21 protein-coding genes are annotated in these 23,797 nt (G+C 44.9%); 15 read left to right on the top strand and 6 right to left on the bottom strand.

From position 1 onward, the window contains the following. Nucleotides 1-31: 31 nt before the first annotated feature. Nucleotides 32-589: a c-type cytochrome gene (locus tag ACHFJ9_RS14005; protein WP_395357180.1), complete on the bottom strand. Its 558-nt coding sequence runs from the start codon at nt 587-589 to the stop codon at nt 32-34. 451 nt (nt 590-1,040) lie between these two features. On the opposite strand from ACHFJ9_RS14005, the gene ACHFJ9_RS14000 reads away from it, so the two are divergent. The 3 genes from ACHFJ9_RS14000 to ACHFJ9_RS13990 are packed head-to-tail and all read left to right on the top strand — an operon-like array spanning nt 1,041 to nt 6,331. Continuing rightward, nucleotides 1,041-3,305, top strand: a complete 2,265-nt coding sequence (locus tag ACHFJ9_RS14000; protein ID WP_395357178.1) for an OmcA/MtrC family decaheme c-type cytochrome — start codon at nt 1,041-1,043, stop codon at nt 3,303-3,305. Between the two features lie 53 nt (nt 3,306-3,358). Beyond that, nucleotides 3,359-4,339: a DmsE family decaheme c-type cytochrome gene (locus tag ACHFJ9_RS13995; protein WP_025540705.1), complete on the top strand. Its 981-nt coding sequence runs from the start codon at nt 3,359-3,361 to the stop codon at nt 4,337-4,339. Between the two features lie 9 nt (nt 4,340-4,348). Beyond that, on the top strand, nt 4,349-6,331 hold the full coding sequence (locus ACHFJ9_RS13990; protein ID WP_395357175.1) for an MtrB/PioB family decaheme-associated outer membrane protein: 1,983 nt from the start codon (nt 4,349-4,351) through the stop codon (nt 6,329-6,331). A gap of 86 nt (nt 6,332-6,417) precedes the next feature. Here ACHFJ9_RS13990 and ACHFJ9_RS13985 read toward each other — a convergent pair whose 3' ends face one another. From ACHFJ9_RS13985 to rsuA, 3 genes are all read right to left on the bottom strand, one after another. Next, complete coding sequence (locus ACHFJ9_RS13985; RefSeq protein ID WP_301581515.1) at nt 6,418-7,077, bottom strand: DUF2913 family protein; 660 nt, start codon at nt 7,075-7,077, stop codon at nt 6,418-6,420. Continuing rightward, a complete protein-coding gene (locus ACHFJ9_RS13980; RefSeq protein ID WP_182018946.1) occupies nt 7,077-8,279 on the bottom strand; it encodes a Bcr/CflA family multidrug efflux MFS transporter in 1,203 nt (400 codons plus the stop codon). The genes ACHFJ9_RS13985 and ACHFJ9_RS13980 overlap by 1 nt, the downstream gene beginning before the upstream one ends. Nucleotides 8,280-8,715: 436 nt before the next feature. Further along, nucleotides 8,716-9,417: a 16S rRNA pseudouridine(516) synthase RsuA gene (gene rsuA / locus ACHFJ9_RS13975; RefSeq protein WP_145474222.1), complete on the bottom strand. Its 702-nt coding sequence runs from the start codon at nt 9,415-9,417 to the stop codon at nt 8,716-8,718. Between the two features lie 121 nt (nt 9,418-9,538). Here rsuA and ACHFJ9_RS13970 point away from each other — a divergent pair, with 121 nt between their 5' ends. From ACHFJ9_RS13970 to rplY, 5 genes are all read left to right on the top strand, one after another. Then, a complete protein-coding gene (locus ACHFJ9_RS13970) occupies nt 9,539-11,290 on the top strand; it encodes a DEAD/DEAH box helicase family protein (RefSeq protein ID WP_395357172.1) in 1,752 nt (583 codons plus the stop codon). A 95-nt stretch (nt 11,291-11,385) separates the two neighbouring features. Further along, nucleotides 11,386-11,811: a PepSY domain-containing protein gene (locus ACHFJ9_RS13965; RefSeq protein WP_012841930.1), complete on the top strand. Its 426-nt coding sequence runs from the start codon at nt 11,386-11,388 to the stop codon at nt 11,809-11,811. 76 nt (nt 11,812-11,887) lie between these two features. After that, nucleotides 11,888-12,547, top strand: a complete 660-nt coding sequence (locus tag ACHFJ9_RS13960; RefSeq protein ID WP_005378073.1) for a response regulator transcription factor — start codon at nt 11,888-11,890, stop codon at nt 12,545-12,547. Beyond that, a complete protein-coding gene (locus ACHFJ9_RS13955; RefSeq protein WP_031780334.1) occupies nt 12,537-13,886 on the top strand; it encodes an ATP-binding protein in 1,350 nt (449 codons plus the stop codon). Before ACHFJ9_RS13960 ends, ACHFJ9_RS13955 begins: the two co-directional genes overlap by 11 nt. A gap of 284 nt (nt 13,887-14,170) precedes the next feature. Further along, nucleotides 14,171-14,449 carry a 50S ribosomal protein L25 gene (rplY, locus tag ACHFJ9_RS13950; RefSeq protein ID WP_005393245.1) on the top strand — a complete coding sequence of 93 codons (279 nt, stop codon included), beginning with the start codon at nt 14,171-14,173 and terminating at the stop codon, nt 14,447-14,449. A 147-nt stretch (nt 14,450-14,596) separates the two neighbouring features. On the opposite strand, the gene ACHFJ9_RS13945 is transcribed toward rplY, so the two are convergent. Further along, on the bottom strand, nt 14,597-15,112 hold the full coding sequence (locus tag ACHFJ9_RS13945) for a GNAT family N-acetyltransferase (RefSeq protein ID WP_317420035.1): 516 nt from the start codon (nt 15,110-15,112) through the stop codon (nt 14,597-14,599). Between the two features lie 749 nt (nt 15,113-15,861). On the opposite strand from ACHFJ9_RS13945, the gene ushA reads away from it, so the two are divergent. After that, a complete protein-coding gene (gene ushA / locus ACHFJ9_RS13940; RefSeq protein ID WP_041852973.1) occupies nt 15,862-17,550 on the top strand; it encodes a bifunctional UDP-sugar hydrolase/5'-nucleotidase UshA in 1,689 nt (562 codons plus the stop codon). 414 nt (nt 17,551-17,964) lie between these two features. Then, nucleotides 17,965-18,186: a hypothetical protein gene (locus ACHFJ9_RS13935; RefSeq protein WP_005393249.1), complete on the top strand. Its 222-nt coding sequence runs from the start codon at nt 17,965-17,967 to the stop codon at nt 18,184-18,186. Nucleotides 18,187-18,284: 98 nt separating this feature from the next. Here the strand turns inward: ACHFJ9_RS13935 and ACHFJ9_RS13930 are convergent, their stop codons facing one another. Continuing rightward, on the bottom strand, nt 18,285-18,533 hold the full coding sequence (locus tag ACHFJ9_RS13930; RefSeq protein ID WP_048626242.1) for a DUF1289 domain-containing protein: 249 nt from the start codon (nt 18,531-18,533) through the stop codon (nt 18,285-18,287). Between the two features lie 210 nt (nt 18,534-18,743). On the opposite strand from ACHFJ9_RS13930, the gene ACHFJ9_RS13925 reads away from it, so the two are divergent. From ACHFJ9_RS13925 to ACHFJ9_RS13905, 5 genes are all read left to right on the top strand, one after another. Continuing rightward, complete coding sequence (locus tag ACHFJ9_RS13925) at nt 18,744-19,190, top strand: META domain-containing protein (protein ID WP_005393252.1); 447 nt, start codon at nt 18,744-18,746, stop codon at nt 19,188-19,190. Between the two features lie 464 nt (nt 19,191-19,654). Next, entirely contained in the window at nt 19,655-20,815 is a 1,161-nt protein-coding gene (locus ACHFJ9_RS13920) for an ABC transporter substrate-binding protein (RefSeq protein ID WP_167426705.1), read from the top strand. Nucleotides 20,816-20,824: 9 nt separating this feature from the next. Continuing rightward, nucleotides 20,825-22,534: an ABC transporter permease gene (locus ACHFJ9_RS13915; protein ID WP_395357167.1), complete on the top strand. Its 1,710-nt coding sequence runs from the start codon at nt 20,825-20,827 to the stop codon at nt 22,532-22,534. Then, nucleotides 22,500-23,147, top strand: coding sequence for an ATP-binding cassette domain-containing protein (locus ACHFJ9_RS13910; RefSeq protein WP_395357165.1), 648 nt, complete (start codon nt 22,500-22,502; stop codon nt 23,145-23,147). The genes ACHFJ9_RS13915 and ACHFJ9_RS13910 overlap by 35 nt, the downstream gene beginning before the upstream one ends. After that, the gene (locus ACHFJ9_RS13905; RefSeq protein ID WP_074191131.1) at nt 23,140-23,751 is read left to right on the top strand and encodes a CDP-alcohol phosphatidyltransferase family protein; all 612 of its coding nucleotides are present in this window, start codon (nt 23,140-23,142) and stop codon (nt 23,749-23,751) included. Before ACHFJ9_RS13910 ends, ACHFJ9_RS13905 begins: the two co-directional genes overlap by 8 nt. Nucleotides 23,752-23,797: the final 46 nt, after the last annotated feature.

The following is a 23,797-nucleotide window of genomic DNA, read 5'->3' as shown; positions in this document are numbered from 1 at the left end:
TAAATCATCGGCACTAAGCCCTTTGAACGCCTCATCCATTTTTTTTATCAACGGAGCGTTTCCCTTGCTTAAACTGTTGCAACGCAGTGGCGAGATAGCCCTTCTGCTGACCAGCTAAAATCGAAGCTTCATCCAGAGCGTTACTGCCACCATCCGAATGACAGTTCTCGCAGCTTTTCGCATGGATAGCCTTACCTTTCATCGCTAACGCTTGATCAAAAGACTGTTTAGCTGGCACAAACTCAAGCCCAGCATAATGTTTTGCTAACTCTTCAATCTGCGCCTCAGATAAAGATTTAACTATCGACACCATGTCGCCTTTTTTTCTCGTGTCTCCGTATACGTGATTAACCGAAGCTGAGGGTCTGCCTTCAAGGTAACGCAACATCTGGTCAAAAAAGTTGAACTCGGGAATCCCTGCGATGGTAGGAATATTCGTGTCTGAGCTAACACCGTTTGGCCCATGACAAGCTTCACATTCGTATTTTGAAATTAGCTCACTTGGTGACGCTAAACTGTGGGAGGCCAAAACTGAGCTAATGACTAACACCGAGGAAAATTTTAGAGAGAATTTAATTAGTTGGTGCATATTAGACTGACTCCGTAGTAATTATCTTTATTAATCAAAACCAGACAACGAATAAACGATAAGAAAATCAATTTATAAATGCGACTTAAAACCAACGATATCCAAGATAAAAATATTAAGCCGTCAACTATTTAAAGTAGCGTAGTTCAATACCCTTACTTTTTCTGCGCCGACCTCTTAAATCGCAGAAAATCCAACCCAAACAATTGATTTAAAATGATAATAAATTCAACCCCAAAATTCACACACAAAAATAGCGGTTTATTTTAATAATATTTCATATTGCGTCTATACTCTTACAAGCCATGTATTTCGATTTATTCAAGCGATGTAAATATGGATATTTTTCTTTTGTCTTGAATATAAAATTAATATTTCAATCAATCGTTTATTGGAATATTCAACCATTCCCATGCATTCCCACTTACTTTAGGACGAATCGAGAGGGACTATGAACGGTTTAAAGTCGATCGCTACATTAATATTTTTTATTTTACTGCTCACCGGATGTGGTCCAGACAGCAAAAACGATCAGAATACACCGCCACCTGCAGTTGGTGATTTCGAGATAAGTGTTTCCAAGCCATCATTGGTCACTCAAGAAACCGGAGAAACCAAACTGGTGGTCAATTTTACCGTCAAAGACGGCAGTGGCAGACCTCATGAGCTAGACGAAACGAAAGATTTTCGCATCGCACTTCTTAAAGCAATGCCTTCTCGTGTCGATACACAAAACTCGAGCGATCCAGCCTTTGCCTTCAATGGGCGCCATGGCAACACTTATTGGAAGAGTTTCCATCACTCAAGTAATACCGCAAATAACCGTGCCAGCATGGAGAGTGTTTGGGATGGAACACTAGTAAAAACAGACGAGGGGTATCGCTACACGTTTGCCATTCCTGACGTTTTGAAAGTGTCCGATCCTTATACTGCCGACTCTTCTAGCAACAATGGTTTTATCGCTTGGGATGCGGATAAACTCCACCGAATCGTCATGGCGTATGGCGAGCAAGGCAACGGTTTTACCTACGTGTTTGAATGGGTGCCGCAAGAAAGTTCAGATGCGGTTGTCTCTCGCAATGTAATAGAAAAAGGCACCTGCGAAAACTGCCATATGGGCGAACCGCTTCATCATGGACCGGGTTATCGCTCAATTGATAACAACATTGCCGTTTGTACCGCTTGCCACAATGACAGTAACCCTGGCGCTGCGCCAGCCAGACGCCCTCTCGCTGCCATTGTTCATCAATACCACGGTAATGTTTTCAAATTAGGTAGCGACAGAAATAACACCGAGACTTACAAACAGCCTGTCGACGAGAATGACGTGCTCGTTACCGACATCAATGGTTTAGTCATTGAAGGCAACCCTTTCCCGCAAGATGCCCGCAACTGTACAACCTGCCATTCAACCGATGTCGCGAAAGCATCAGACGCCAACAATTGGTTTGAACACCCAAGCCAAGTTGCCTGTGAGACTTGTCACTTGTACCGAGACAGAGGCGCGCATGATAACCAAATCGGTACAGCTTGGGTAAGAAACGGCGAGCCACAAAACTCCTGCTCGGGCTGTCACCGACCTTATGACCGAGACGACAATGGCGATCCAATCATCGGCCAAGACGCGAGCCGAAGTGCTAAAACGGTTCACGTAATGCGTTCAGAGAATCTTGCAAAAGCGCGTGATTCGCTTGAAATCAACGTTGAAAGCGCGCGATTTATTGATGACCAGTTTGAGGTTGAACTAAGAGTGTCGCAAGCAGGCACAGGTATTGGATCCATCAACGAACTGACCCCTTTCATTAATGAACATGGGCACCTCAATTTGTTGCTGAACTGGGATAACGGCCAAGGCCCGATGGTTGCAAACAACAGTCTCAACGTCGCCGATGATGGCGCACTTGGTGACGGCTGTGAGGCTCAAGGAGAAGGCCTATTCTTGTGTCATAAAGACTTCACTGACGCTGCGATTAAGCCAATCGCCAACTCTACGTTGACGGTTAACATCGCCGACATGCCACTTTGCGCTAACCGTAGAGATGGCGAGCTCGCCGAATGCGTCACGTTTGAAGGCATCGATCTTATCAAATCGCCTTTCGTCATTGCCGCCAATAACGCATCCGGCTCGTTTGATGTGTCTGGTATCAACAAGCAACACAAACTGCCAGTGGGCGCGGACATTTCATCGTGTAACGATTGTCACAAAGAGCTGACTATCCATAAGCTTGGTGAGCATCCGCATGCCGCAACCAACTTCCAACAATGTAAAAATTGCCATAACTCTGAACGTTCTGCGTTTTATCCTGGAATGGCGGCTGATCTAAAGTACCACGTGCACTCATTCCATGCCTTTGGCTCCGCTCATAGCGGTGAAGCGCCTTTCCCTGGCGCAGTCAACAACTGTGAGGCCTGCCATACCAATGCTCAATACAACTTACCTAGCCAACAAAATACGCGCCCTTCTCTGGCAAGTGGTAAGTACTTTAGTCCTGCATTAGTCGCCTGTGGCGCGTGTCACTTAGAGTCATCTTTAGCTAATGCTGACCCGGATACCGTGGCAGGAGATGCGCCTCTGAACCATATGCTGAATCACGGCGCGGTATTTGGAGCAGACACAGCAGCACAAGCCATGGGCTCCGAGCAATGTGCAACTTGCCATGCTATTGGTCAGTCACAAGGGGTAGATAAGGTTCACAAGGTATACGACTACCGTTGAATTCGTCATTGAACACAATGCTTTGACAATTAAGGATAAGAAAAGGAAGAGCTATGAAAGCAATGTTTCTGCGGTGGTTGGTAGCTGGGATACTTGGGTTAGGCGTCATCTTCACCGTCAGTTCGGAAGATGTCGCCAAGCCAGAACCCGAGGCGGCGACGTTAACTCAAGAAGAAATTGAAACCATATTAGACACCAAGTTTTCCGAGGGGAAATATTCACGCCGCGGACCAGATGGCTGCCTTCGTTGCCATGACGATACATCAGACAAACCTGCTACGGGTATTTTCGACAACATTCATGGCAAGTCCGCAAACCTGCATGGGCCAATGAATGATAAACAGTGTGAAGCATGCCATGGCCCAGCGAACAATCACGAACGCAATCCACGAAAGGGACAAGTTCGTGAACCGATGATCACTTTTGGGCCAAACTCCCCTGTTCCGGCCGAAAAGCAAAACAGCGTGTGTTTATCTTGTCACCAAGATGCGAAACGCTCGACTTGGCATAGTAGCGAGCACGCTTTTGAAGGGCTGTCTTGTGCAAGCTGTCACCAACTGCATCAAAAAGACGATCCGATGATGGTTGACGAAATGCAAGCAGACAAATGCACCGATTGTCACTCCCGCACCAAATCAGATATCCACAAACGCAGTCGTCACCCTATTATCGACGGCGTCATGACTTGTTCTAGCTGCCACAATCCACATCAGACATTAAATGAAGCGAGCCTGAACTGGTCAACCGTCAATAACGCTTGTTACGAGTGTCATGCGGAAAAACGCGGCCCATTTTTATGGGAGCATGAGCCAGTAACTGAAGATTGCACATCCTGCCACACACCTCATGGTTCAGTGAACAAAGCCCTGCTCAATAAACGGCTGCCAATGCTATGTCAGGAATGTCACCGTGTGCCACATGCAAACGTAGCCATTCCTGAAAACGACTTGAGAGTGCGCGGCGGAAGTTGTTTGAACTGCCACAATCAAGTGCATGGCTCTAACCACCCACGTGGTCAAACATTAAGTTATTAGGAGGGAGGCATGAAACTATCTCAACTGTGCATCGCTATTTCCCTTGCTTTTGCTGTGCAAGCGCACGCCAACGATTATTCGTTACAACGTTCTCAACCGGCCGACACTAGCCGCTGGCAGTGCAGTGAATGCAGCAGCGACGGCACGTGGATTGGAGAAGTCAGCGCTGGCGTCGGTTACCTTAACAACAATGGTTCCTCGCGATTCTATAATTGGAATCCACCCGTTTACGGTACAAACTCTGACAATAAACACTTTAACGCGAGCCTAAACGCCGATATCGAACAATATGAAGACGATGGGTTCTACAATCGAATCGTCGTCGAAGATCTTGGTTTGCAACGCTTTTTACTGCAGTGGGAAATGGGCCAGTACGACGGATTACGTGTCCTCGGCAGTTATAGTGAAACGCCGTATTTCTGGAATCAGTCCTCACTCAGTGCGTATCATCCAAGAGAGGATGCATTCGTCAGTGGTGACCTATCGAAATATGAAAACTCAGTGTCGCGAGAGACGTTTAAGTTAGAACTCAAGTACACACCACATACGCCATGGAAGCCATATGCATCCATGAAGCACGAACGTAAAGAAGGCACAACTTCGCTTTATTCACCGACTATTCCGGGTTACGCCAACGCGCCGGGATTCATACCCAAAGCCGTCGACCATGAAACATTAAATACTCAAGTAGGAGTAAGCTACATGGAAGATTTTTGGCTGGTGGATATTGCGTATCGCGGCTCGTTTTTTAGAAATGACAAGTCCGCACTTTATTACGGCAGCACTACCAATCCTTACGCTAACCACCTCGCGTATGAGCCTGACAACGACTTTCACCAGTTTGCTGTCACGGGGAATTATCGGTTGAATCAACAAACGTTCAGTGGCCGCTTACTTTGGTCACAGACGTCTTCTGAAGGCGGGTTAAATCCGTTTCCACAGTCCCCTGTTAACTCCAATACATTCCATGGCGAAACCAACACTTGGCAAATGAGCGCGGATTACCACAACAAACTTTCGCGAGACACTGCTTTCGCCATTTCTGCGGATTATTCAGATAAAGACGATAACTCCGATAGAAACACCATCATCGGATCGACGAGAGAAAAATACGACCACACCAAAACCAAACTGGAAGCAACACTCAAGTATCGTGTTACTTCTGATGTAAAAGTGAATACGGGTTACCATTTTAGACAAGATGAGCGAAGTTATGCTGATAGGAAACGTACCGATGAACAACGCGTTTTTGTTGGGGCCCAGTACAGACCAAATAGACCGTGGCAATTAGGCGGTAAAGTCTCCTACTCTTTTCGCGATGGCTCTGATTGGCAGGACGACAGCAGCGACTCGCCTAATTTGCGCCAATACTATTTAGCCAACAAAGAGAGGATTGAGCTCCGTGGCCACGGCAGTTATGACATGACCGACGATGTCCAATTGCTTGCAGAGCTTTGGTACGGCAACGATGACTATGCAAAACCCGATATTGGTTTGAGTGAAGGGGAAGATTACAGTTACGACCTCAGCCTTAACTTCAATTTACTCGACGGACTAAGCGGGCATGTTTTTTACAATCAACAGATCATCCGCTCCGAGCAACAACAAGCAAACTCTGACGTTGTCGGTTGGAATCGCTACACCACCAAACTCAAAGATGACATCACAACCATTGGCTTTGGTGTGAGTAAAGAGCAGCTACTAGACGACAAACTTTCTATCTCGTTTGATTACAGCTACAGCCAAGCTGATGGAAAATCTTCAACCACATCTGGTGGCTACCAATATCCTGATAACGAGGCGAACTCGTACCGATTTGAAGTCATCGCTGACTATGAAGTATCTGAAAATCAAAACGTGCAGCTTAACCTCCGTTATGAAGACTACTCAGAAGAGGATTACTTGTTTAATAACGAAACCGAAACGATGGGCGACGTTTTGCAAAGCTATGAAGGTCTATATGGTGGCGTCTATTGGAAATATCGCTTTTAAATACAGAGTGACGTAACAAAAAAAGCATCAGACGTTTCAAACGCCTGATGCTTTCGTATTTCAATTCTACTGCTGTGATAAGTTGATTAAGCTTGGAAGCTCAACGGAATCTCAGCCAATTGGTTACCTTCGTTTGCAGGAAAGATAAGGTACTCGCCGTGGTATTTCACCATCGATTTGTAATCCGTCACTTTATGCACCATAAAGCCCGCTTGCGCTGCTTTCTCAACAAACTCAGCATGGTTGCCACGCACAAACCAGCTCATTGGTTTGACGAGCAGCTCGCCGTCGAAGCAGCTTTCGCATTGATCTGCGCATAGCGCCAAAGAGTTTTGACCTTCCGTGAAGATTTGGATTTTGCCACAACCAACCAATTGTTCAGAGGTAGAAACTTCCCAACCCGCTTGCTCCATCACATCTAAAAATGCTTCGACGTCAGAGTCTTTGATCACTTTTGAATCTTCATCTTCAGGAAAAAACTGAGCATAAAAAACGGAAATACGCTTGAAGATAAACAACAAACCAGCGTCATTACCCTTTGAACGACCCGCTTTTTGCCAACGTGTTAAGTCATCGCCTACGGCTCGACCGAAACGCTGAGATTTAAGTGCTTTGGTAACCCAGCGCACTAAATAATGGTTATTCGCAACAGGGGCATTGGCTAACTTACCTGAGCGATGCTCTTGATCTAACTCTTCAAGTGCTGAGTTAACTAAGTTTTGAATTTCTTTGGTGTAATTCGACATTACGCCTTTCTTCCTAAAGTCCAATAAAACAGTGCTGAAAGCACAGAACAAGCAAACATAACGATGATCATAGGCCACGCCGCATTACCGGGTAATGATGCCACCAGCGCGCCAACCAATGAGCCGATACCAAATCTTAACGTCCCCGCTAGAGACGACGCTGTACCCGCCATTGATGGGTAGCCACTTAAAAGCAGCGCCATCGCGTTACTACCTATCGTCGACAATGTACCGATAAACAGCACAACAAAAGGTACGATGCCCCATAATCCGAAGTCCATTAACCAACTTACGAATAAACCAATCCCCGCCAAAAGTTGCACGAACAACCCAAAACGAAGCATGGCATGAGAGCCAACTTTTTTCACCAAGCGACCATTAATACTGGTCATGATGATCATCGCAACAATGTTCAAACCAAATAAATAACCAAAGTGGTCTGGTCGAACACCATATAAATCAATATAAACAAACGAGCCCGCAGTCAGGAATGCAAACATTCCGGAAAATGAAAACGCTCCAGAAAGCATCAAACCTATCGCTTCAGGGTTGGAGCATAATCTGGCGTAGTTTCTCATCGTAGTGCGAAAACGAAGCGGCTGACGATTTTCTGGTTTCAACGTCTCTGGGATTTTCCAAAGTACCAGTAGAATTACCACCACAGCGAAAATAGCTAACACCCAAAAGATCGAACGCCAGCCAAACCAGATCGCTAGGTGACCACCTATCATAGGCGCGACCAAGGGTGCCATGGTGATCACTAAGGTGACGAAAGACATTGCACGGGCAAAGTCTTCACGGTCAAACATGTCACGCACGACAGCTTGGATAATGACCGCCGCTGCCGCGCCAGCAAAACCTTGTGCTGTTCGCACATAAGTCAATGCATCGATGCCGTTTGTGGTCGCACTCACTACCGCCGCTAATCCAAAGAAAAGCACACCCAAAATCAGTACAGGTCTGCGGCCAAAACTATCGGCAAGCGGCCCATGAATTAACTGGCCAATCGCAAAACCTGCCGTATAAGCCGTCAACGTAATCTGAACCGCGCCAGGCGCAACACCCAAATCTTTCGCGATGGTTGGCATAGCAGGCAAATACATGTCGATCGCCAAAGGCGTCAAAGCACCAATCGCTCCTAATACAAGAAACAATAGAAAACTGATTTGGGATTGCGGAGCGCTTTGAGCTTTTTCTGTCATTCTTTTACCTCTTGTTGGAGCCCTTTCGTCAATACTTTCAGAGCAAAGTGAACGTAACGGACGGTTCTCATATCGCTGATATCTAGAAGCCAAAGGCCTGTTCTATCAACGTTCGAGAATCATAAGGGCAAATATGTACCAAGGTGTGACCTTGACGAACTCGACATAGAAAAGCGTGTGAAAGCGAAGTGTGTTTATGGGAAATAAACACAATGCAGTAAAAATGATGGAATTGATTCCACCATTTATTCACCACAGCCGAATGCTTTGCAATAAGAGTATGCATGGCTCAGCTAAATGCAAAGGCATATCACTCAGATGAGTAAGCACACCGGAATTGTCTAGGCACTAATTTTGGTAGGAAAATTAATTTTGAGCCAATTCCTACCAAAAAACTAGTTCCAATTGGGAACTAAAGAATTTCCCATGCCGATAATTAATTCCAAATAGAATCAATTTCTTCCTGCGTGAGGTAGCGATAATCACCAGGTTCTAGTGCCTCATCGAGTTCAATCGAACCAATACGCTCACGATGTAAGTACTCAACTTTATTTCCTAACGCCGCAAACATGCGTTTCACTTGGTGATACTTACCTTCCACAATAGTTAACAATACTTCATTCTCTGCCTCGTTCACGATCTCCAAACGAGCAGGTAATGTTGCTTCTGATTCATTGCGCAAAATGATGCCTTGTTCGAGCTTTTCCGCGTAATCAGGCTGAATCGCATCGACAAGCCAAACACGGTACGTTTTCTCACACTTATGCTTAGGTGAGGTAATACGGTGAGACCACTTACCGTCATCCGTAATCAACACCAAACCGGTTGTGTCTACGTCTAATCGGCCTGCAAAGTGAAGGTTTTCAATTTTAGGCTCATCGAGCAATGCGAATGCAGTTTGGTTGTAGCCATCTTCATGTGAACAAACAAAGTCAGCAGGCTTATACAACATAATGTAACGAGGACCAGGAGCACCAATAACACGGTCTTCCCACATTACTTCTGCACCTTCAGGTACTTTAAATGCACCACTTTTTTGAATCTCACCGTCAACGGTGACGTCTCCACTTTTGATGATCTTTGTTGCCTGTTTGCGTGTTGCACCCAGAGCGTCACACAAATATTTATCTAAACGCATGAATACCTCATTGAATTATACCCAAGTGATCTCTAAATCTTGGTTTAAAGGTCACTTGGGTATAAAAGTCAGGTATTATAGCGCTCCTCGTTCGAATAGTTGAGCAATTTCACATATTTTCATGTACACACTTCGTCCTTATCAAGCCGACTCGGTTAAAGCCGTCATTCATTACTTTCGTAAACACTCGACACCAGCAGTGATCGTGCTGCCTACTGGTGCCGGAAAAAGCTTGGTGATCGCAGAGCTTGCTCGCCTTGCGAAAGGACGAGTGTTAGTCCTTGCCCACGTAAAAGAGCTGGTCGAGCAAAACCACGCGAAGTATGAAGGTTATGGTTTAAAAGGTTCCATCTTCTCAGCAGGATTGGGGCGAAAAGAAACTGACCAGCAAGTCGTGTTTGCTTCGGTTCAATCGGTCGTACGTAACTTAGATTCGTTCAAAAACCAGTTTTCTCTGCTCGTTATTGATGAGTGCCATCGTGTGCCGGATGACAAAAACAGCAGCTACCAAAAAGTTATTACTCACTTACGAGAACTGAACCCAGGCATTAAGGTGCTGGGACTAACTGCAACGCCCTATCGTTTAGGAATGGGCTGGATTTATCAGTATCACACCCGAGGTCAAGTACGCACCGAAGAGCCTCGATTATTCCGCGATTGTATTTTCGAACTGCCGATCCGTTACTTGCTCGACGAAAACTTCCTCACTCCGGCACGAATGATGGACGCGCCTGTTTTGTCTTATGACTTCTCGCAACTGAAACCCGCAAACACCGGACGCTACAAAGAAGCAGAAATGGACATGGTGATCGATAAAGCCAAACGCGCCACTCCGCAAATTGTTGAGCAAATCATGCAATATGCGAGAGAACGTCAAGGTGTCATGATCTTCGCCGCGACTGTCCGACACGCACAAGAGATCCACAGTTTACTGCCAGAAGGCGAAACTGAAATCGTTATTGGTGATACACCTACGCCGGAGCGCGATGCGATCATCCAAGCGTTCAAGAATCGTCAAATAAAATATTTGGTCAATGTTTCGGTACTGACTACCGGGTTTGATGCGCCGCATGTCGATTTAATCGCGATTTTGCGACCAACAGAGTCAGTCAGTCTATACCAGCAGATTGTAGGGCGAGGATTACGCTTATCAGACGGAAAATCAGAATGTTTAGTGCTTGATTACGCAGGCAACAGCTACGATTTATACCAACCTGAAGTCGGTGATCCCAAACCAGACTCTGACAGTGAAATTATCACGATTCCCTGCCCGGCTTGCGGATTCAATAACAACTTCTGGGGTAAATTGGATAGTAACGGTTTCTTGGTTGAACACTTTGGCAGACGTTGCCAAGGTTACTTTGAAGATGAAGACACAGGCGAACGTGAACACTGTGGATACCGTTTTCGTGCCAAATACTGTGGTGAATGTGGTGCCGACAACGATATCGCTGCGCGCATTTGTCATGAGTGTGACGCAACGCTTGTTGATCCAGATAAAAAATTAAAAGAAGCCCTTAATCTGAAAGATGCATTGATATTTGAATGCACAGAAATGGACCTGTCAGTATTCAAGTCCAGTGATGGTAAATCTCAACTCAAGGTGACATATTCTGGCGAACCATACCAAGGCGAAGGCAATGCGTTAGTTCATGAGTTTTGGTCATTGAGTACCAAAAAACAAAAACAAACGTTTAAAGACCAATTTGTGCGCCCTCACTTGGCAGACAAGCATCGCCCTTTTGAAGAGGCTTCACCGACACGTGTTGTTGCCAATCAACATCGTTTCCGTTTGCCTCAGTTTGTTATTGCAAGGAAATCCGGTCGCTTTTGGAAATTGCGAGACAAAATTTTTGAAGACGAGTTGAAATAACGTCCGCAACATTTAGTAAAACTGAACTCGATGATTCACTCTCTGTTCATCTATATCCGATATACTGCGGCTAACGTTCTAGAAAAGGTTTGACTATGTATAAAGCAACGACTTCTCAACATTCTGCGTTACTTTTCGGCCTTATCACGACATTGATGTGTGCACCAAGTTTCGCCAAGCATGACGACTACTATGCCTCACAAAATGGTCACGCCATCGTGCAAGATGTCGAAAAGCCTGGAACACGTATTGAATTCGATGAAGATCAAGATGAGGTCTATCGCGCGGTTCAGCAAGGATATATACGACCATTTTCGGACCTTTACGCCGCAGTAGAAAACGACCTATACGGCCGTATCATCAAGGTCGAGCTTGAAGAAGATGATGATGCTTGGGTGTATGAATTGAAAATCCTGTACAACAATAGCGTCCTGAAAGTTGAGTATGACGCCGCCACGCTGGAAATGCTTGAGATCAAAGGTCGCAGCTTTAACAAAGCGTTAAAGCCACAAAACAACTAAACTGGTCTAATGCGTAATCCCGACTCAATGCGTAGCTTACGTCGATAACACTCCAAACATAATAAGAATCACCAATATGAAAATACTTGTCGTTGAAGATGACCCTCGTTTAGGCGAGCAAATCATCGAAACATTAGAAAGTACCGGCTGGGTACCAGAATTATCTCAAGATGGCATAGACGCTCTGTATCGCGCGACATCGGAAGAATGGGACGCTATTGTTCTTGATCTAGGACTGCCGAAATTGGATGGCCTCACTGTGCTAAAAGGCATTCGAGATGAAAACATCAATACCCCTGTCGTTATCCTGAGTGCTCGCGATACCCTAACGCAGCGAGTTGAAGGTCTAAACGCAGGTGCAGACGATTACCTAACTAAGCCGTTTGAAATGGTTGAGCTTATCGCTCGTATTCGCGCGCAACTGCGAAGAGCATCAGGTAACGCCTCTCCTGTGATGCAAATTGGCGACTTGAGCTTGGATACGCGCACTTCTAAAGTAATGTGGCAAGGGCAAGCAGTAAGCTTAACGGCGCTGGAATATAAAGTGGTCGCTTACTTTATGCATAACCCAGAAAAAGTAATTTCTCGCACCGAACTCGTCGAGCACATTTACAAACAAGACTTTGATCGTGACTCCAACACAATCGAAGTTTTTATCGGCCGAATTCGCAAAAAAATCGCGCCAAAGATCATAAAAACTGTCCGAGGGTTGGGATACCAATTAAATGCCGAATAAGAACAGGCTACCGTTGAACGCAATAAAACGACTGAGTATCAAAAGTCGCCTCGTTTTAGCGGCGATCGTTTGGTTGACGGCAATGATCCTCGCAGCTGGTGTGACGATACCGACCCAAGTGTACAACTATATGGTTGACGACACTCGCTCACAGCTGAGCATTTTTATGGATGAAATCGCCGCTCAGTTAGAAGTCGATGAGACTGGGCACCTCTCACTCGCTGCTCTGCTCTCAGACCCTCGATTTAACCGACCTTACAGTGGTTTATATTGGAGTGCCTCTACTGAGACGAGTCTCGAGCGTTCTCGTTCTTTGTGGGACAAAAAAATCGAATACAAAGGTCTGGATAACGATGCTTACGGCGCGAGAGGCGAAAGGCTGATTACCATCGAAAAAGCTCTGTACTTACCAGATTACGATGGGCCTATCCATATCATTATTGGTATTGACGAAGAGCCTATCAAAAGCACCCTGCAAACGCTAATCGGGCAACTCTGGCTTATTTTAGGCTTATTATTCGCAGGGGTTCTTGCCGTCATTTTGCTGCAAATTGCATGGTCATTGAGTCCGCTTACGAAGTTACAAAAAGAGTTGGCCGAGCTGAAGTCTGGTAACAAAAAGAGTCTAGAAGAAACCTATCCGAAAGAGATTTCTCCTCTTATCTTCGACCTCAACGCTCTGCTTTTCCATTATCAGGAGTTGTTAGAACGAGCTAGGAATCATGCAGGCAATCTCTCACATGCGCTAAAAACCCCACTTTCAGTCCTAAAAAATGAAGTACAGACGTTAGAACCTGATACGCAATCCCGCCTGCGTACTCCGATCAATCAAATACAAGATCATATCGATTACCATCTGGGCCGTGCCCGCATGGCGGGGTCTATGAATATTTTATCAGTGAAATCGAACCCAGCAGAGCGTGTGGATGCTATCTCAATGGCGTTTGATAAAGTGTATGCGAGCCGAGATATCTCCTTAATTAATGAACTTGATTCAGAGCTGAATGTAGCGGTAGAGCAGACCGATCTCGACGAAATGCTGGGTAACTTGCTTGAAAATGCCTATAAGTGGGCCAACAACATGATTCGTGTGCACTCCTCTCAGGATAAAGACAATATACACATCATCATTGAAGATGACGGACCAGGTATCCCTAAAGAGAAACTGAGTCAAGTAATCAAGAGAGGCGTTAGATTGGATGAAGCAACCCCTGGTTCAGGTCTTGGTCTAAATATAGTCAGTGAAATGGCACACAGTTACCGAGGTCAATTAACACTGGAAGCGAGCGCTTTAGGTGGCTTAAAAGCATCTTTAGTCTTACATCTCAGCCGAACATAAAGCATATAACGCATAAACTTTGTTCTTCGGACCATGATTAGTAAACCGATGAAAATGAAGCCGATGTGAACAAAATCCAAGCAAAGCGTTAAAAGGGATAGCCTTACACCTAGCCAAATCATACCTTTTTGTTGATTTGGATACGATTTGGGTTGCCCATTTATAAGTGGAATGATAGTATCCGCGCTCGCTTGAACAGTTCCTGTTTCAAGCTTTACCACGAACAACAAGGTCGCATTGTTGATTGTGAACATTTGATTTTTACTAATTTGAGAGTAAATACTATGAAATTCGAAGCAGTAGTACGTACTGAACTAGGTAAAGGTGCGAGCCGCCGCCTACGTCACGCTGGCAAATTCCCTGCAGTTGTATACGGCGGTGAAGAAGCAGCAGTAGCTATCGTTCTTAACCACGACGACATCGTAAACCAAATGGACAAGCCTGAATTCTACGAAGGCCTAGTTCTAGTTATCGATGGCAAAGAAGTTAAAGTTAAGCCACAAGACGTTCAACGTCACGCGTTCAAGCCAAAAGTTGAACACATGGACTTCATCCGTATCTAATTCCCTACCAAGGAATTAATCGGATTAAATCCAAACCTTTTGCATTAAAGATAATCGGACTTACCAACCGAGACATCTAAAAAATTTCAAAACCCCGGAGTCTTACCACCTCCGGGGTTTTACTATATGTGGCATATAACAATTGATTTACGAACGGGCAATGTACTTCACTAAAGTGAGATCCGTCAGCGTCATACGGTCAATGATTTCCGCCTCTTCCTCTCCAGTACGCACAAAACCACACTTCTTGTAAAAGTTAAGCCCCTGTTTATTGGTATCCAGTGCTTTCAAACTTATCTGCATAACGGGCGTAGAGAGTAGACGCGTTTCTAGTTCATCTAACAATGCACTCCCTGTCCCTTGCCCATAATGCAAAGGAGAGACATAGCAACATGTTACCCACGCCGTTTTATCTTCACAGGTGTGGTTAGGTAGTTCGTAACTTAAAAAGCCGACGATTTCCCCTTGTCTCTCAACGACGATCAATTGGGCCAGTTGCTCAGTCATGACTCGCGTCCACATCCTTTCTCGGCGCTCAATCGTAAACTGATCGATGTAGCTCTGTGGCATTAACCCTTTGTATGCTACCTGCCACGAATCAACATGTATCTTGGCGATTTGAGTTGCTTCCTCTCTGACTGCGTTCCTTACTGTGTATCTCATTACTATCCTTTCTTAAAATTCACCACTTACAAATTCTTTCAACCCTACTCTTTAAATCGAAGCTCAAAGCGAGCAGCCACAGATGCAACGCTTTACATTACTCCATTTCATTTTCATTAATTCAATGATAGTGCACATCGTAATATCCGAAGAAAACGCCTCGTTATTTACGTTTCACTTTCGCTCATTAGATTGAATCTATTTGTTTTAACATCCGGGTATCGAAAGCGGGATAAACACGGTAAGGTATCGAATAAGAATAAATAAACGATATCTAAGGCATAAGATTTCTAAACGGTCGCAATTATAGTACAGAGAGAAATACCCTTTCTGGTTGTATTAAACAGAGTAAGCCAAGATCAAACGAGTTTGGGTTTTACAGTGATCATTTTATATACAAAACATTTCCCTCATCATCAGAGCGAAAATTTATAACGATTTGTGTCATAGCTGCTAAGAAAAACATGAACTTGGCAAAATAATCACCAAAATCAGCGCTATACTTCGCAAAAATGCGCATTGATTCACACAAACCACATTCATTCAATTGGCCACTTCACAAAATAACTCCCTCCCTCTAATTTCAATATACTAAAAACTATTTCTGTTTAATTGGAGACGTAGTTTGCAGGCTTATTAATTCATGTCTCCGATAGAAGTATAAATAAGAGATAGATCACTAAAGTTTCACATTAATTCCGTATATTTCACGCCGTAACAATAACAAAATCACAAAGAAAGGATCCCTTATGAAGTTTTCCAAATCTCTTTTGGTAATGGCAGTGGGCGCTGCGCTAGCAGGATGCGGCTCAGACAGCGATAATTCTCCAGTAACCTGCGAGACTGCAGATTCTTGTACTAAGTTCACCGTTCTCCACACTAACGATAACCACGGTCGCTTTTGGCATAACAGCGACGGCGAATATGGCATGGCTGCGCGTCACACTTTAATCGAATCTATTCGCGCAGAAGTCGAAGCAAAAGGCGGTGAAACCATTCTGCTATCTGGCGGTGATATTAATACCGGCGTACCAGAATCAGACATGCAAGATGCGGTTCCAGACTTCGTAGGGATGAACCTACTTGGTTACGATGCAATGGCTGTCGGTAACCACGAGTTTGATAACTCACTAGATATTCTCGATATGCAAGCTGAGCTAGCTGACTTCCCTATGCTGGCTGCGAATATCTATAAGAAAGATACCAATGAGCGTTACTTCGACCCTTACAAAGTATTTACTATCAACGGCCTTAAGATCGCTGTTATTGGTCTAACCACCCAGGACACGGCGAAGCTAGTTAATCCAGACAACGTATCAAACATCCACTTCGAAGACCCTCAAGTTGAAATCAAAAAAGTACTTAAGGAAATCGAAGAAAACGAAAAAGTAGACCTAGTATTTGCAACGACGCACATGGGTCACTACCAAGATGGTAATAATGGTAGTGAAGCACCAGGGGACGTGAAGCTCGCTCGCTCTCTCGAAGAGGGACAACTAGACGCTATCATCGGTGGTCACTCACAAAACCCAGTGTGTATGGAGCCAGGTACCAATGAGTATGCTGATTTCAAACCTGGTGATGATTGCGCGCCAGACCAACAAAAAGGCACTTGGATTATGCAAGCGCATGAGTGGGGTAAATATGTGGGTCGTGCGGACTTCGAATATTACGACGGCAAGCTTCACTTAGCGAACTATGCACTGATTCCTGTAAACCTTTTGGACGACAACGATGAAGTGATCGGTGAACGCATTCAACAAGATGCGACGGTAAAAGCGTTACTACTGCCATACCAACAGCAAGGTCAAGAGTTATTAGATGAGAAGATTTCTAATACAACGGGTAAGTTAGAAGGTGATCGTAACGTAGTTCGCTCTCAACAAACTAACCTAGGTCACCTACTGGGCGAGGCATACCGTACTTACAAAACGGTAGGTGCTGACTTTGGTGTGATGAACTCTGGCGGTGTGCGTGATTCAATCCAAGATGGTGACATCACTTACCGTGACGTACTTACAGTCCAGCCGTTCGGTAACTTCGTGACTAAAGCAACTATGACAGGTAAAGAAGTTAAAGAATACCTAGATGTGGTTGCGACGAAATCTGCAGGCTCTGGTGCTTACGCTCAACTAGATAACATCACTTTAGATGTAAATTGTGATGCTGGCTCAGTAACCATTACCGACATTAACAATAAAGGCTTCGATCTAGACGCAACGTACACATTCTCTGTAATCAGCTTCAGTGCTGCTGGTGGCGATAACTATCCAATCATCGATGTTCAATCTACCCAGCTAACCGATGCATACGTTTTACGTGAGTTCTTCGTAAATAACCCACAGATCTCTGCGGATAGCTACAACAAGAACTTAGAAAACATCAAGTATTTCAGTAACGGTCAAGCTGTGAAAGGTTGCCCAGCAACTAATAGCTAAAAACACCTTACACTCTGACGTGAAGAGCTTTTAGAAGTTGTTCCGTCAGAGCCACCCTAAAAACCGAAGCGTGACGCTTCGGTTTTTTTATTTTCGTTAAAGTGCTGAAAATTATCGCCCTTCATAAAGTGTTCAAAAATTATTCATTTGTGTTGTTGACGCCCATGTGCTGGGCTTCTATGTTTGATAAGGTCTTTCGAAAATACAGATTCATCAACTAACTTTTCGCTATGAAGTTTCGTAGCTTAGTGGATGATTCTAGGAAAGATGTGAATGGCGTTACAAACACTGCTCTCAAACAATTTGTCTTTTTGACCTAAAACGAAGGTGATTCGCCGCCAAGCGTTCACCAATGAGCAGCGATCTGGACGTCAATATGTTCAAACTGCTGCCATCGAGTTCAGGAGGTCAAAAATGAAACGAGCCAGCAATAGCTATAGACTTCAAATGATCAAAGAAGTGGTTACCCGTAGAGAGCGCGAAGCTTGCACGGACCCTATGGCGAGATACATTCATCAACTGATGGATGAACGCCCTACTAGTAAATTAGATGTTGAATTCAATCATCGATTTTCAGGAAGCCACTTTGACGAACATGCTGGGGGATGGGTCAGCGACCGTTGGTCAATGAAGTAGCGCTAATTTAACGAGTTTGCCTTACACGCACCGCATAGTAAGAGCTAATACAGTCCCGGCTCATCATTGATTATTGCCGAGCCGGGATAATTCGAAATTTAAAAGAGATTTTGCTGTGGTGATAATTCTTCTTGAGACTCTTCTGCCTTTCCCTTCCCTGCCAATACCTTTCTTCTATAGCGCTGACGGCATAGCTTAATTACATGCAACTGTTGAGCAGGCGTATAAGTGAGCCAGTTAAATCGCTCTTCTCTTTTACGCATACATCCTTTGCAATACCCTTTTTCGTCCACACTACAAATACCAACGCAAGGGTTTGGGACGGTAAAAAACTCTAGTTGCTCCATGCTCTAACCGTTTTTTGCTCGCTGTGCTGTAATGATATTATAACGACTTCAATATACGCTCCCAACAGTGCTATACATCTTGCACCTTGAAGCCGTTTGAGTATATAAACTGGACTCTGTCACAGTAATACGAAACTATTACCTTATGCTGACAAAAACAGTGTTTTATTACCTATACTTACCACGTTTTCTAAAAACGGAGTCTATAAAATGAAGCTTAGCCTAAAAACGTTAGTTACAGCAATCTCTCTTCCTGTTCTTATGACTGCATGTGCTAGCAACGGTGACAATGTGAAAGAAATTACGGCTCAAGATTTACAGCACCATAATTGGGAGCTGGTTCAGATTGATGGTAAAAACATCGAATTAAAAGAACGTCAGCAAGCGCCTCGCTTAGAAATCGGAGAAAATCTGACTGCAAATGGTAACGCGGGGTGTAACAACTTTTTTGGTCAAGCTGAACTAAAAAACAATCAACTACGCATCGAAAAAATGGGAATGACCATGAAGATGTGTATGGATGACCAAATGAAAATTGAGCAAGCGATGTCTGAAACTCTTACTGAATGGAGTGATATAACGCTAACCAAAGAAGGGCTAATGCTTAAAAATGACGATCACGAACTAACGTTTCAGTTGCGTGATTGGGTAAACTAAGTCCCATTTCATATTCTAAGAGCAGCCATAAAATGGCTGCTTTTTATGCATCCTAATCCATATCAAAGCAGGCTGGATGTCTGTTTCGCACGCTTCGATTAGCAAAATCGTTTAAAACGACAAACTCTTTCCCTCTTTACGCCCTCAACGCCACGTCTACGACGCGGGTTCAGTCTTCCAAATCAACATATCGAAGTTGCTTGAGGACAATAATTTTCAATTACTTGAAAGAATATCGTCAAACAAGCGGTCCGCTCTTGTATACCTAAAACGACACCAGAATTGTCCTTTCTTCGTTTTGCTTCACATTGAGAATAATTCTTTGAATCAATGAGTGATTCCGTTTGGGATTGGCATTGATAATAGAGAGAGATGGATTACTATCCTTGTAACAAAGCGGAGCGACTTGTTTAGACGTCAATAACGCCGGAAACGAGAATAAAAAGACATAACACGGAATAGATATGAAAAAGCTACTCAGTACCGTTGGCATTTTAGCCACCACTTTCGCGACATCTTCTTTTGCCAACTCATCGGTTGCTAATGAATGGCAAAAAATCGAACAACAAGCCGACGGACAATCCGTCTACTTTCATGCTTGGGGCGGAAGCCAAGAAATTAATCGCTACATCCAGTGGGCGAGTAGAGAGCTAAAATCGCGTTATAACGTGACGCTAAACCACGTTAAAGTCACCGATATTTCTGAGACCACCACTCGACTTATCGCAGAAAAAGCCGCAGGTAAAAACAGCGGTGGCAGTGTTGATATGGTTTGGATTAATGGCGAGAACTTCAAATCAATGAAGGATAACCAATTACTGTTTGGTCCTTTTGTTGAAGGTTTGCCAAGCTGGCAATACGTCGATAAATCATTGCCAATTGATGTGGATTTCTCAGAGCCGACTGAAGGTCTGGAAGCACCTTGGGGTGTGGGGCAATTAGTGTTTATCCATGATGAGCAAACCCTGCATAACCCTCCTCGATCATTTGCTGAAATGCTGAGTTACGCAAAAGCGTTTCCAAATCGCCTAACTTACCCTCGTCCACCAGAGTTTCATGGCACAAGCTTTATTAAAGCATTACTCATTGAACTGTCTAACAACGCCCCTGCTCTGCAAAAACCAGTTACCGATGACACGTTTGAACAAGTTACTCAACCGCTGTGGGCTTACCTAGATGAGTTCCATAAAGTCGCTTGGCGCGGTGGTAAACAGTTTCCAGGCGGTACAGCAGAAACCCTTCAACTACTGGATGATGGTCAGACTGACCTGGCAATTACCTTTAACCCGAACGCGGTTTTCTCTGCGCAGTCGAGCGGTAATCTTGCAGAGAGCACCAAAGCGTATGCGATGGACGCAGGTGCACTCTCAAACATTCACTTCTTAGCGATTCCTTGGAACGCAAATGCCAGTGCTGGTGCGCAAGTTGCGATAAACTTTTTATTGAGCCCTGAAGCACAATCTCGCAAAGGTAACCTTAACATCTGGGGCGATCCTTCAGTGCTAAGCAGCCAATACCTAACAGGTTCGGCTAAAAATACTCAACAATTCAAATCTATCGCTGAGCCGCATCCAAGTTGGCAATCTGCCTTAGAAAAAGAATGGTTGAAACGCTACGGGAATTAATAAGAGCCCATGTTAAGAGCGCTATATTTAGTCATTATCGCAGTTTGTATTTTGCCTACCATTCCGGGACTACTCGGAGTGGTGGTCTCTGCGCTCGGTTATGTGCCTCCTATCGGCTTGCACCACTTTTCTTTAGATGGCTTTAACGCTGTTTTTGATTGGGAGGGTGTTTGGACATCCATCGGGCTGACTTTCTACTCTGCCATTTTCAGTAGCTACTTGGCTTGCTTGATCACATTTGCGATTTTGCAAGCATCGTGGGGCAGCAAGTTTTGGCGAAAAATTGAAGTAAGCCTCTCGCCACTTCTTGCCATGCCGCACGTCGCGTTCGCGATTGGCTTTGCGTTCTTGTTTGCCCCAACTGGTATGGGCGTTCGTGTTCTCAACCAACTGTTTGGTTACGATCCCAATGCGCAAACGGTGAATGACTTAGCATTGCTGATTAAAGATCCGCATGCACTCGGTATGATCATCATGCTTGCGATTAAAGAAGTGCCGTTTTTATTGTTGATGAGTATTCCAATTCTTCAGCAATTGAAAGTCGATAAGATTGAAAAAGTCAGTCACTCGATGGGCTATAGTTCCGCGCAAGTGTGGTGGAAATGCGTATTTCCGCAATGGTTAGCAAAACTTCGTTTCCCAATGCTGGCGGTATTGGCTTACAGTTTGTCCGTTGTTGATGTCGCCCTGATTATTGGCCCTACAAACCCGCCAACATTTGCGGTTTTAGTGTGGCAGTGGTTTAACGACCCTGATTTATCGCTACTACCAAGAGCTGCCGCAGGCGCGGTCGTGTTGTTTGCGATCGCTAGCCTTTTGATTGGATTTGCACGCTTGATGGAATGGTGTATTACCAAAGGCTTCAAACGCTGGCAGTACTCTGGTCGAAACGGGTTTCGTTTACCCGGTAAGATCCTGTTTTCACTGATTGCACTACTCGCACTTCTAATGATTCCACTCATGGTGGTGTGGAGCTTTGCTCAACGCTGGCGCTTTCCAGATTTACTACCGAGCCTTTATAGCCTGCGTTTTTGGGAATACGAGTGGCACAGCATTCTTGGCACACTGGAGCAGAGCATGCTGATTGCCGTTATCAGCGCGACCGTCGCTCTAGCCCTTGCCTTGATCGCACATGAGTATCGACTTCGTTATCGCTGGCAGGTGCCAGGTTACATCATCGCCATCCCAATGCTGATTCCTCAGCTATCGGTGCTATTCGGTATGCAAGTAGTGACGCTGTACTTAAACAGTAACGCGTATTTCTTTTGGGTATGCTGGGCGCATGTATTCTTCGCATTCCCATTTATTTACCTCTCGCTAGACGGACCGTGGCGCAGCTTCGATAACGGCTTAACTCGCGTCGCACTCAGCTTGGGTAAAACACCGATGCAAGCTTGGTTAAAAGTGAAACTACCAATCCTCCTACCTGCGATTGCATTCGCATGGGCGGTCGGTATTAGCGTAAGTCTGGCGCAATACCTACCGACATTGGTGCTAGGAGCTGGGCGCATTAGCACCATCACAACCGAAGCCGTTGCGCTATCCAGTGGTTTTGACCGACGTGTTACCGCGATTTACGCCATTTGGCAAGCTCTGCTGCCATTCTTGTTCTTCTCTTTTGCGATACTACTAAGCCGCTTACACGTGAAGTATCGCCGCTTGTCTATAAAAGGTTTACTACTGAATGAGTCTTTGTCTCGAAAACCTCGCCATCCGTAAAGCCAATGGCGACACGCTTTTTTCTGCGTTCAACATGACCGTAGAGAAAGGTGAAATTGTTACTCTGATGGGACCAAGTGGTTGTGGTAAATCCACTTTGTTGGATGCTATTGCTGGGCACCTATCCGCCGAGTTCAGCTACTCTGGATCCATTACGCTTGATAACGAAAATTTGGATGCCCTCCCTGCCCATAAGCGTCAGGTCGGTATTCTATTCCAAGACGATTTGCTCTTCCCCCACTTGACGGTGTGGGAGAACCTTGCCTTCGCGCTACCAAACTCAATCAAAGGTGAAGAACGTAAAGCTCACGCCATGCAAGCACTGAAGAACATTGCATTGACCAAACTTGCCGAATCCTTCCCAGATCAAATCTCCGGAGGACAACGTGCCCGTATTGCTTTGACTCGTATGCTGCTGGCAAAGCCGAAAGTTGCGCTACTTGATGAACCCTATAGCAAGTTGGATAAAGACCTGCGTGTACAATTTCGCAATTGGGTGGTCGAACAATTACAGCAAGCGAACATCCCTACTTTGATGGTAACGCACGATGAGGATGATATTCCTAATGGCAGCCGCTGCCTAAATTGGCCGTGGGAGACAAACCATGCTTGATAGCCTGAGTATAAAGCTCATCCGCAAACCGCTGGCCATCAGTGCGACATACCTCGATAAATGTGGCATCACCGCAAATCAGACGACAGTATTTGGTTTTGTGCTTGGCTGTTTTGCCCTACCGGCTTTGATCGCCGAACAGTACTTGTTGGCGTTGCTGTTTATTTTGCTGAACAGAATCTGTGATGGATTAGACGGCGCACTGGCGAGAATTCAAGGCATTACCGATGCGGGTGGTTTTCTCGATATCAGCTTGGATTTTCTGTTCTATTCCCTGATTCCTTTTGGTTTTGTGTTGGCAAATCCAGAACAAAATGCCATTGCAGGGGCATTTTTGATTTTTTCCTTTGTCGGGACGGGAAGCAGCTTTTTGGCTTTTGCCATCATGGCAGGCAAACAAAGCATCGATAATCCAGTGTATAAACACAAATCTCTCTACTACATGAGCGGTTTAACCGAAGGTACTGAAACCATTGGTTGTTTGGTGCTATTTTGTTTGTTACCGCAACACTTTGCCGTCATTGCTTATATCTTTGGTGCAGCATGTTGGTTTACCACATTCACACGTATTTACTCTGGGTTTCATACGCTTAAAGGCCATTAAACCACTGAGAAGTTCACGTTTCCTTGAGAGAACAGCCGCTAAGTAA

This window comes from Vibrio sp. D3 (genome assembly GCF_043995865.1).
Lineage (GTDB): Bacteria > Pseudomonadota > Gammaproteobacteria > Enterobacterales > Vibrionaceae > Vibrio > Vibrio diabolicus.
This window is presented reverse-complemented; position numbering and strand designations above follow the sequence as displayed.

Bases quoted from the DNA above. Each gene is read 5' to 3' on its own strand.
- ACHFJ9_RS14005 (WP_395357180.1), bottom strand. From the start codon at position 589: ATGCACCAACTAATTAAATTCTCTCTAAAATTTTCCTCGGTGTTAGTC.
- ACHFJ9_RS14000 (WP_395357178.1), top strand. From the start codon at position 1,041: ATGAACGGTTTAAAGTCGATCGCTACATTAATATTTTTTATTTTACTG.
- ACHFJ9_RS13995 (WP_025540705.1), top strand. From the start codon at position 3,359: ATGAAAGCAATGTTTCTGCGGTGGTTGGTAGCTGGGATACTTGGGTTA.
- ACHFJ9_RS13990 (WP_395357175.1), top strand. From the start codon at position 4,349: ATGAAACTATCTCAACTGTGCATCGCTATTTCCCTTGCTTTTGCTGTG.
- ACHFJ9_RS13985 (WP_301581515.1), bottom strand. From the start codon at position 7,077: ATGTCGAATTACACCAAAGAAATTCAAAACTTAGTTAACTCAGCACTT.
- ACHFJ9_RS13980 (WP_182018946.1), bottom strand. From the start codon at position 8,279: ATGACAGAAAAAGCTCAAAGCGCTCCGCAATCCCAAATCAGTTTTCTA.
- rsuA (WP_145474222.1), bottom strand. From the start codon at position 9,417: ATGCGTTTAGATAAATATTTGTGTGACGCTCTGGGTGCAACACGCAAA.
- ACHFJ9_RS13970 (WP_395357172.1), top strand. From the start codon at position 9,539: ATGTACACACTTCGTCCTTATCAAGCCGACTCGGTTAAAGCCGTCATT.
- ACHFJ9_RS13965 (WP_012841930.1), top strand. From the start codon at position 11,386: ATGTATAAAGCAACGACTTCTCAACATTCTGCGTTACTTTTCGGCCTT.
- ACHFJ9_RS13960 (WP_005378073.1), top strand. From the start codon at position 11,888: ATGAAAATACTTGTCGTTGAAGATGACCCTCGTTTAGGCGAGCAAATC.
- ACHFJ9_RS13955 (WP_031780334.1), top strand. From the start codon at position 12,537: ATGCCGAATAAGAACAGGCTACCGTTGAACGCAATAAAACGACTGAGT.
- rplY (WP_005393245.1), top strand. From the start codon at position 14,171: ATGAAATTCGAAGCAGTAGTACGTACTGAACTAGGTAAAGGTGCGAGC.
- ACHFJ9_RS13945 (WP_317420035.1), bottom strand. From the start codon at position 15,112: ATGAGATACACAGTAAGGAACGCAGTCAGAGAGGAAGCAACTCAAATC.
- ushA (WP_041852973.1), top strand. From the start codon at position 15,862: ATGAAGTTTTCCAAATCTCTTTTGGTAATGGCAGTGGGCGCTGCGCTA.
- ACHFJ9_RS13935 (WP_005393249.1), top strand. From the start codon at position 17,965: ATGAAACGAGCCAGCAATAGCTATAGACTTCAAATGATCAAAGAAGTG.
- ACHFJ9_RS13930 (WP_048626242.1), bottom strand. From the start codon at position 18,533: ATGGAGCAACTAGAGTTTTTTACCGTCCCAAACCCTTGCGTTGGTATT.
- ACHFJ9_RS13925 (WP_005393252.1), top strand. From the start codon at position 18,744: ATGAAGCTTAGCCTAAAAACGTTAGTTACAGCAATCTCTCTTCCTGTT.
- ACHFJ9_RS13920 (WP_167426705.1), top strand. From the start codon at position 19,655: ATGAAAAAGCTACTCAGTACCGTTGGCATTTTAGCCACCACTTTCGCG.
- ACHFJ9_RS13915 (WP_395357167.1), top strand. From the start codon at position 20,825: ATGTTAAGAGCGCTATATTTAGTCATTATCGCAGTTTGTATTTTGCCT.
- ACHFJ9_RS13910 (WP_395357165.1), top strand. From the start codon at position 22,500: ATGAGTCTTTGTCTCGAAAACCTCGCCATCCGTAAAGCCAATGGCGAC.
- ACHFJ9_RS13905 (WP_074191131.1), top strand. From the start codon at position 23,140: ATGCTTGATAGCCTGAGTATAAAGCTCATCCGCAAACCGCTGGCCATC.